Origin of the sequence: Consotaella salsifontis (assembly GCF_900167365.1) — a bacterium.
Classification (GTDB): Bacteria; Pseudomonadota; Alphaproteobacteria; order Rhizobiales; family Rhizobiaceae; genus Consotaella; species Consotaella salsifontis.
Genome location: NZ_FUXL01000010.1, coordinates 160,765 through 169,462 on the forward strand (window position 1 = coordinate 160,765; position 8,698 = coordinate 169,462).

General features: G+C 64.7%; 7 protein-coding genes. 2 read left to right on the forward strand and 5 right to left on the reverse strand.

The genetic code is table 11. From position 1 onward, the window contains the following. Positions 1 to 30 precede the first annotated feature (30 nt). From B5D38_RS15105 to B5D38_RS15125, 4 genes are all read right to left on the reverse strand, one after another. Entirely contained in the window at positions 31 to 1,197 is a 1,167-nt protein-coding gene (locus B5D38_RS15105) for an ROK family protein (protein ID WP_078709266.1), read from the reverse strand. Between the two features lie 204 nt (positions 1,198 to 1,401). After that, the gene (locus B5D38_RS15110; RefSeq protein ID WP_078709281.1) at positions 1,402 to 2,346 is read right to left on the reverse strand and encodes an ABC transporter permease subunit; all 945 of its coding nucleotides are present in this window, start codon (positions 2,344 to 2,346) and stop codon (positions 1,402 to 1,404) included. Between the two features lie 35 nt (positions 2,347 to 2,381). Continuing rightward, on the reverse strand, positions 2,382 to 3,944 hold the full coding sequence (locus B5D38_RS15115; protein WP_078709267.1) for a sugar ABC transporter ATP-binding protein: 1,563 nt from the start codon (positions 3,942 to 3,944) through the stop codon (positions 2,382 to 2,384). Between the two features lie 194 nt (positions 3,945 to 4,138). Further along, positions 4,139 to 5,077: an ABC transporter substrate-binding protein gene (locus B5D38_RS15125; RefSeq protein WP_116002767.1), complete on the reverse strand. Its 939-nt coding sequence runs from the start codon at positions 5,075 to 5,077 to the stop codon at positions 4,139 to 4,141. A 415-nt stretch (positions 5,078 to 5,492) separates the two neighbouring features. Between B5D38_RS15125 and B5D38_RS15130 the strand changes: the two genes are divergently transcribed. Together B5D38_RS15130 and B5D38_RS15135 are read left to right on the forward strand one after the other, a co-directional pair. Then, the gene (locus B5D38_RS15130) at positions 5,493 to 6,287 is read left to right on the forward strand and encodes a class I fructose-bisphosphate aldolase (protein ID WP_078708954.1); all 795 of its coding nucleotides are present in this window, start codon (positions 5,493 to 5,495) and stop codon (positions 6,285 to 6,287) included. A gap of 8 nt (positions 6,288 to 6,295) precedes the next feature. Next, positions 6,296 to 7,711 carry an FGGY-family carbohydrate kinase gene (locus tag B5D38_RS15135; protein ID WP_078708955.1) on the forward strand — a complete coding sequence of 472 codons (1,416 nt, stop codon included), beginning with the start codon at positions 6,296 to 6,298 and terminating at the stop codon, positions 7,709 to 7,711. On the opposite strand, the gene B5D38_RS15140 is transcribed toward B5D38_RS15135, so the two are convergent. Beyond that, on the reverse strand, positions 7,671 to 8,423 hold the full coding sequence (locus B5D38_RS15140) for a GntR family transcriptional regulator (RefSeq protein ID WP_078708956.1): 753 nt from the start codon (positions 8,421 to 8,423) through the stop codon (positions 7,671 to 7,673). The genes B5D38_RS15135 and B5D38_RS15140 overlap by 41 nt on opposite strands. Positions 8,424 to 8,698 lie beyond the last annotated feature (275 nt).

Genomic DNA, 8,698 nt, shown 5'->3' on the forward strand with positions numbered 1-8,698 from the left:
TCCGATCCCAGAATGCGCTGTGGTTCGCGTTTAGCGTTCGGCGCCAATCAGCCGCGAGAGCACGCGGGCGATGGTCAGCTTCTCGATGCCGAGGATCGTTGCGTCCCCGCCAAGGGCCGTCGTTTGGAGTTCGACAGGGAACGTCAGCCGGCCGACAACCTCGCGCAGCTTTGGCAGGAGCAGCGCCGAAGCCCCAACGCCCCCGCCCATGACCACGAGGCCGGGATCGAGGACGCTGACGCAGGTCGCGATCAAGGCGCCGATGTCTGCGGCATGACGTTCGACATGCTCGATCGCAGCGTGATTGCCTGCTTCGGCCGCGCCCAGAAGATCCACGGGTGTCTCGGGAGGCGGTCCGGCATGGACCGGCCAATCATCCCGAACCCGGGCGATCCAGGATTCCGCGCCGAGGTAACGCTCCACCAATCCCGGCTCGGGCGCGAGCCCAGGCGCAAACGGGAAACTGAGATGTCCAATCTCGCCCGCGGTGCCATTGAAGCCGGAGACGAGATGGCCGCCGATCATCAGGCCCATGCCGATCTTCAGGCCGATCTGCACGTAGGCGAAGGTTGTCCGACCTTGGGCCGCGCCATAGTGCTGCTCAGCAACCGCGGCGCAATTCACGTTGTTTTCCAGCAGGACCTCGACCCCCTCCGGCGGTTCGAAGGCGCTAAAGATCATGCGCTGGCGCGAGTCTTCCACGCCGCTGTTGGGGCGAATGACGTGGGTGGGAAGCGCGATGCCCAGCGCCTGAAGCGGCCCCCAGGCCTCCCGAGTCTGCGCGAGTGCCGCATGGACCTCCTCACTCACCGCGTGGCTGATCGCCTCGTTCAAGACGAACTGACTGCCCGGCAGACGGCCGATCCTGCTATAGAGAAGGCGGCGATCAAGGGTTGAAACCCGAACTCTCACATGGGTCGAGCCGGCGTCGACCGCCAGCACATGCCCGGTGTTGCGACCCACCTGATATTGTACCGCACTGCGACCCAACGCGCCTTGGACCGCGCCGACTTCCATCGCGTAGCCCGCGCGCTCAAGCTCGGCGATCGCCGCGGACATCGTCGGCCGCGAAAGACCAAGTTCGGAACCGATTTGCGGGCGCGTCGATGGTCCGTGCCCGACCAGCCGACGAAGGACGGCCTTAGCGCTCGAGGTCAGCGACTGTGAATTCGGCGGTTGGCGGTTTGACACGTCCATGCTCGGATCTATTGCATCAGGCCCTAACGCAACAGCCGATTACGGAGTTCGGTGACAGTACGACGTGCGCTCAGATCATTGGAGTTGCATGCCATATCACCCGACGTCGCGCCATGCCTAGAGCGCCTTCGCCACGGACGCTCGTCCCCGCGAAGGCCATGCGGCACGACATGCAAATCGCTGATCTCATCTGCATCAAGAGTCCTATCGGCTCACTCGCAGGCGGTCGATGGTCACGGCGAGGACGATCACGACGCCCTTGATGATGAACTGCCAAATGTCGGAAACCCCCATCAGGATCAGGCCGTTCGAAAGAACGGCGATGATCAGCGCACCAACGAGTGTTCCCCAGATGGAGCCGATGCCGCCGACGAAGCTTGTTCCACCCAGGATCACCGCGGCGATGGCATCGAGCTCGTAGGACTGCCCCAACTGGAGACCATTGGCGGCGTAAAGGCGCGCCGCTGCCATGACGCCACCGAGGCCGGACAGCAGCCCCGACATCGCATAGACGAACACCAGCACCCATGGCACCTTGATCCCCGCGAGCCGCGCGGCGTCTTCATTGCCTCCAACCGCATAGATCCACGTCCCCAGCACGGTGCGCCGCAGGATCACCCAGGATGCGATCACCGTCGCCAGTGCGATGATCACCAACCAGGGCACGCCGAAGAAGCTGCCATTGCCGATGAAATCGAAGGGCAGCGACGGATTGAAGATAGTGGTGTCTCCCGCTGCGAGCCGGGCGGCGCCGCGCACGGCCGTCAACGTTCCCAGGGTGACGATGAAGGGTGGCAGACGAACGAGCGAGACAAGCACGCCGTTGACGAGGCCGCAAACGAGACCAATGAGCACGCCGGCGGGAATGCCGAGCAGGCCCCAATCCGGCAGGGTGGAGGTCGTCACGGCAACGACGGCCGAGAGCGCCAGGATCGAGCCGACGGAAAGATCGATGCCGCTGGTGAGGATGACGAATGTCATTCCCGCCGCGAGCACGGTGTTGATCGAGGCCTGCTGCAGCACGATGGAAAGGTTTCCGACGGCGATGAAGCGGCCCGTCATGAGCTCAAAGCCAACGCAGATGAGGATCAGCACCGGGAGCATTCCCGACAGCCGGACCAGCGTGCGCATGCGTTTTGAACCACTCATGAGCCTTCCGGCTCCGACATTGGCAGTCACTTGCTTCACTCCGCTTGAATCCCGGCCGCGCCCTGTTCTTCACCGGCAGTCAGCGCCATGATCGCTTCCTGGCTGACTGGGGCGCCGACCGGATTGTTCAATTCGCCGACGATTCGTCCCTCGCGCATGACGAGGATGCGGTCGGAAATGCCGATGACTTCGGCGAGCTCGCTGGAAATGACGAGAATTCCCATGCCCTTGCGCGCGAGCTCGTCGATGAGACGATAGATCTCCGACTTCGCCCCGACATCGACGCCGCGGGTGGGTTCGTCGAGGATCAGGACGCTCGGCTCAGTTTCAAGAAGACGCGCAAGAAGCGCCTTCTGCTGATTACCGCCGGACAGCTGGCCGATGCGCGTACCCTCGTCCGCCCCTCGAATGTCCAGCGCATGGATCGACTCGTCGGTCCGTTGCTTCGCACGGCCGCGATCCAGAAACCCCAACGCGCGCGCGTCGCGCGGCATAACGGACATGTTGACGTTGTCCGAGACGTTCATGTCGAGGAACAGGCCGAGATGCTTGCGATCCTCGGTCAGGTAGGCGATGCCGTTTTCAAGCGCGGAAGTCGGCCCGGCGATATCGACCACCTTGCCACAGACGGCGATGCTTCCGCTCGCCTTGCGATCGGCGCCATAGATCAGGCGGGCGATCTCCGTGCGGCCCGATCCGACAAGCCCCGCCAACGCGACCACTTCGCCTTTTCGGACATGGAAGGAGGTGGGCTGGATCAAGCGATTGTCGCCGAGGTCCTGAACGGCAAGCGCCACATCTTCACCCTGGCTGCGCGAGTGCTGCTTCTTGTAGAAGGTCGAGATGTCGCGACCGACCATCATGGAGATCAGCCGGGCGGAGGAAATCTCGGCGCCCGTCAAGGTGCCCACGGATTGGCCATCGCGCAGAACGCTCACCTTGTCGGCCAGCCGGTAGATCTCCTCCATGCGGTGGCTGATGTAGATGATGGCGATGCCGCGCGTCTTGAGATCCTCGATGACGTCGAAGAGACGGAGGCTTTCCTTCTCGCTGAGCGATGTCGTCGGCTCGTCCATCACGATGATCCGCGCGTCGGCAAGAAGTGCCCGTGCGATCTCCACGAGCTGACGCTGACCCATGGACAAGCGGGAGACGATGGACGATGGCAGGAAATCGGCGGCGAGGCGCTGGAGAATGAAGCGGCAGCGCGCCTCCTGGGCGGCTCGGTCGCTGAAGCCGCGCCGGCTCATCTCATGGCCGAGAAACATGTTCTCAGCGACCGTCAGATTGGGCGCGAGGGAGAGCTCCTGATAGATGACCGCGATGCCCAGGCGCAGCGCGTCCTCGGGCGAGCGTATGTCGGCCACCGCTGAATCGACGAGGATGGTTCCGCCGGGATCGGCGCGATAGGCGCCGGACAGGATCTTCATGAGCGTCGATTTGCCGGCGCCGTTTTCGCCCATCAGCGCGTGGACGCTTCCGGCATGAACGGCGAAGGAGACGCCCGAGAGAGCTCGCGCGGCGCCGAATGTCTTGCTGATGTCGCGCATCTCCAGAACGGGACTCGCATCATCAGGCAGACGAAGAGAACGCTCCATGAGGATATCCGAAAACTCTTTCGCCAGGCGTCGGCAGGTTGGGCTGCGGACACGGCTTCCCGTCCGCCCGGAAGTGATCCAGGACGCGAGGAAGCAGCAGGACGGCGAAGACCGGGGCCAACCTTCGCGGCTGGCCGGGAGGAAGGCGCGCCTTCGAGAGCGCGCCTTCGAGTTCTAGCTGAAATCGCCCGCGATCAGCGCTGGGCGTCCCATCCGACATAGCTGTCGACATTGTCCTTCGTCACCAGCTTGGTGTCGAGGAGCTCGGTGTCCTTGGCGGGCTTCTCCCCCTTGAGGATGCCGAGCGTCAGCTCGGTCGCCCGGTAGGCCATCTTGTACGGGTCCTGAGAGGCGGAACCGACGATGCGCGTATTGCCCGATTTGAGCGCGGCAACGAGATCGGGCGAACCATCGACGCCGGTGATGATCATCTCGTCACGATTGAACTGCTTGGCCGCGAGATCGGCACCGATCGCCGTCGGATCGTTGGCGCCGAAGACACCGTCGATCTTGGGGAAGCGGGTGAGCAGCCCCTGCATCACGGCGAAGCCACCCTCGCGGCTCGCCTTGCCATCCTGGTTGTCGGAAAGGACATTGATGCCGGGAGCGTCGGCAAAGGCCTTCTTGCAGCCCGTGACGCGATCCTGAATCGAGGAGATCGGGGGGCCGTTGATGATGACGACATCGCCCTTGCCCTTGAGCTGATCGATCAGATACTGACAGGCGATCTGCCCGGCCTGGACATTGTTGGTCATGACCGTGACGTCCGCCCCGGCCGCCGAAACATCCGCCGCGCCGACCGCGATCCCCGCAGCCTTCGCGCGCTGGACCGCGGGGGCGATGGCCACCTGATCGACAGCGTTCAGCATGATCATCTTCGCGCCCGCGGCGATGAAATTGTCGATCTGCGACGACTGCTTGGCGAGCTCGTAGTCCGCGCCGACCACCGTGATCTCGGCGCTCGGATTGGCCTTGAGAATGGCGTCCTTCATCCCCTGCACAAGCGGCACGAAGAATGGGTTGCCGAGCGTTCCGACGGTGATGCCGACGCGATCGGGGCCATCGGCGAGCGCACCGCTCGAGAAGGAGGCCGCCGCCAGCGCTGCTGCCGCCAGCAGTTTCAGTTTATGCATCATGTTCCTCCACTTCCGTTGGATGTCTCGCGCCCACGCCGGTTGCGAGACGAGCATTCGCCATGGCGAGGCGATCTGAACGATCAGCGCAATCCCGCCCTGTCGATCTGCGCCCGAAACGGGGACAGACCAACTCCCGATGACACGATGCCGTCGGACGAGCCGCGACTGGTCGGATCGATCGGACCTCCCGTCATTCTCCGCCGGATGCAACACGCGCAGCGTTGCGCGTCCAGCGCCTCGGCATGCCGTTATTGTCCGTACAAACATGACGATACGAGTGGATTCGGCGCATTGTCAAGGGCGTTGACGGAGACACAACGAGAGCATAGAAGTTTTTTGTCCGTACAATACGGTCAATTTGGATGCTGCAGTCGCGGTATCTTCGAAGTGGTCCGCAATTTGGGAGCGAGCGATGGCGCACCGCCTTTCCACCAACTACCGCATGAACCGCATCTTCCGGCCGGACAGGGCGTGCCTGATCGTCCCCGTCGACCATGGCGTCGTTTGGGGGCGCGTGCCGGCGCTGGAGTCGCCGGTCGACGTGATGCATCGTTTCATGGGCGAAGACATCACCGGCTTCATGGTGACGACCGGCATCGTCCGCGCCACCGAAGCCGACCTTGCGCGGCACCCTGCCCTGGTGCGCGTTCTGGCCATCGACGCATTCTGGCCGACCGGCAAGCCCGAGACCGGGACCGGAACGCTGGTTGCCCAGGTGGAAGACGCGGTCCGTCTTGGCGTCGATTGCGTCAAGCTGTTGCTGCCCTGGAACGTCTCGGACGCCGAGAAGGTCCTCTATTGCGAGCGCATCGGCCGGGTCATCTCCGAGGCTTCGCGTTGGGAAATGCCGGTGATGGTCGAGCCGGTCCTGCTCGCGGCTCCCCGCAGCGAAGAGGTGTTGGAAGCCGAACTCGAAGTTGCTCGCGTCGCCTATGATCTCGGCGCGGACATCATCAAGATCACCTTCCCGGGCGCGGAAGGCACCCGCAAGCTGGTGGCAGAGCTTGGCGTGCCGATCGTCGTGGCGGGTGGCGCCTTGTCGGGCGACTCGGATTCCACGATCAAGGATGCCGATGCGGCGATCTCCGCCGGAGCCCAGGGTCTCGTCGTGGGCCGCAAGGTCTGGCAGCGGCCGGAAGCCGAGGCCAAGCGCGTGATCGGCGAGCTGGCGCGCGTCAGCCGGGAAAAGTTCAAGCGCGCCTGGTGAGGCAGAAGATGGACGGCCTTTTCTGCGGCATCGACATCGGCTCGACGAACGTCAAGGTGGCGATCGTCGACGCTGGCGGCGCCACGCTCGCCGCCGAGGCGCGCCCGACGCCGCGGATCATGGCCGAGGGAGCGGTCGAAACAGACGCAGCCTATTTGACGTCGGTCCTCGAGGACATGATCGTGCGGGCCTGGCGGCGTCTTTCGACCCCCCGGCGCATCCTCGCCATCAGCGCCGCGGGCGTTGGCGAGGATGGGCTCATGGTCGATGGCGACATCATGCCGGTCGGCTATTCGATTCCCTGGTTCGACCGCCGGGCCGAGGCGGAGGCAGCACTTCTAGCCGAACACCACTCGCTGGAAGGAAGGACGGGCATTGCCATTGATCCGACGAGGACGGCGGCAAAATGGCTGTGGTCGGCGCGCCACCGTCCGCAGGAGTTCGCGCGGGGGCGGTGGTGGATTTCGCTCACCGACTACCCCCTGGCCAAGTGGGCCCATCGGCCATTCTTCAGCGAGTCGCTGGCGGTGCGCAGCGGATGTTACGACATTTCCCGGCGCGCCTTCCTTCCCGAACTTCTGGAGGCCTCTCGCGCCCCCTCGCTTGCCGACGTGGCGCTGGCGGGGAGCCGGATCGGAACCGTGGGCGGGCAGTGTTCACTCGTTCTGCGCGGCGCCGTCGCGCCCGGCGCGGCGCTCATTGCGGGCGGGCATGACCACCCGGTGGCGGCGGCCCTGATCCGCGCCGGCGCTCCGGATGCGATCGTCGACTCGCTCGGAACCGCCGAGCTGCTTCACGCGGAAACGGGAACGTGCGTGCAGCACCATCCCCCTCTCGTGCGTTCGACGGCCTTGCTCGCACCCGCTGGCGAAGCCTGCCTTTACGTCTTCGAACTGGCGTCCCAGCTTCGAGCGGTGCCGGGCCCTGCGCTGCGCGATCTTCTCGACCGTGGCTGGCCGGAGCACGCCTTCAGCGGCAGGGAGCAGGCCGCGGCGCTGATCGGCGGAGAGGCGAGACCCGAGGCATTGACCGGGGCGCTGCAGTCAGGCGAACCGGGCACGGTTTGGCAGCTTCTGGAAGCCGTGACCTTTGCCGCGCGACGGATCGTCGAGGAGATGAAGCGGGCAGGCATCCCTGCCGGCGCATTCTACACGACCGGAGGCTGGAGCCGGTCCGACGCATTTGTCCGCCTCAGAGCAAACGTTCTTGGCCAGACCATCCACCGGGTCAACGAGCCGGAGCTGGTGGCGCTGGGCGCGGCGTTTCTGGCAGCGCGGGGAAGCGGACACCCCATCGCCCGGACGCTCGACACCGCGCTGTTCCCGCCGGACCGCGCCGCGGCCGAGATCCACGAGGCCCGCTATCGCGACGCCAAGGAGCCGATCAGCCGTCTTCTAGGGCTCTCGCATCCACCGCGATCGTGACGAGATCGCTGCGGACATAGGAGCGGTAGAAGTCGAACGGCACTCCGTTTTCATCCCGCGAGATGGAACGGATCAGAAGAACCGGCGAGCCGGGGGCAAGCCTCAGGCTCTCGGCGATCTCGTCCGGCACGGTCACCGCTTCCACCTCGCGCCGCGCCGAGGAGATCGAGTAGCCGAGCGCGCGCAGCGTCCGGTTGAGCGAGTCCTTTCCTTGCAGCACCGGCTTTCCGATCAGCGCTTCGCCCACGGCTGCGGGCATGTAGTTGATCGAACGCAGAACCGGAACATCGTCCAGCGCGCGCACGCGTTCCAGCGAGAAGATCGTCGGTTGTCCCTCCAACTCCAGAAGATCGGCGACGGAAGGGGACGACTGTTCGAAGGCGGCACGAATGACGCTGGTGGCCACCCGCTTGCCTCCCTGGTGGGCCTCGTAATCGAAAAAGCCGCTGGTGACCTGGAGCATCCAGCCGCGATCGATGCCCTTGGCGACGAAGGCGCCGCGGCGCGGCACCATCTTGATGATGCGCTGATCCTGCAGGCTGCGCAGCGTTTCGCGCACGGTCGATCGCGATAGGTCGAACTCCCGGCAAAGCTCGCTCTCCGACGGCAGACGATCGTCGGGGACGTAGCGCCCCTCATTGATCTGACGCAACAGAATGTCTGCGAGCTGCTGGTAATAGGGGGTCGCTGCTGTGCGATCGATACGGTCCATGGGGCCCTGGGCTTATTTGTCCGTACATAGATTACATCCATGCATTCCGCGCATCCAGCCCAGAGAATGGAAAGCCATTTCCCGCGATGCGCATGGCGCGTCTCGTAGGGCGACGACGCACTGAAATGGCCAGAGAGGGCCTAGCAGGGTTCGATCCACGCCCCGTACGAGGGGCGACGATGATCAAATGGTAGTGCTGGCGGTCGAGCGACGTTTCGATCCACGCCCCCGTACGAGGGGCGACATGCCGAGGGGCAGACGACCGAGCGGGCCGC

What these genes read in the sequence shown, in the direction of transcription:
- B5D38_RS15130 (WP_078708954.1), top strand. Translation starts at nt 5,493, where the DNA reads ATGGCGCACCGCCTTTCCACCAACTACCGCATGAACCGCATCTTCCGG.
- B5D38_RS15115 (WP_078709267.1), bottom strand. Translation starts at nt 3,944, where the DNA reads ATGGAGCGTTCTCTTCGTCTGCCTGATGATGCGAGTCCCGTTCTGGAG.
- B5D38_RS15135 (WP_078708955.1), top strand. Translation starts at nt 6,296, where the DNA reads ATGGACGGCCTTTTCTGCGGCATCGACATCGGCTCGACGAACGTCAAG.
- B5D38_RS15140 (WP_078708956.1), bottom strand. Translation starts at nt 8,423, where the DNA reads ATGGACCGTATCGATCGCACAGCAGCGACCCCCTATTACCAGCAGCTC.
- B5D38_RS15125 (WP_116002767.1), bottom strand. Translation starts at nt 5,077, where the DNA reads ATGCATAAACTGAAACTGCTGGCGGCAGCAGCGCTGGCGGCGGCCTCC.
- B5D38_RS15105 (WP_078709266.1), bottom strand. Translation starts at nt 1,197, where the DNA reads ATGGACGTGTCAAACCGCCAACCGCCGAATTCACAGTCGCTGACCTCG.
- B5D38_RS15110 (WP_078709281.1), bottom strand. Translation starts at nt 2,346, where the DNA reads ATGAGTGGTTCAAAACGCATGCGCACGCTGGTCCGGCTGTCGGGAATG.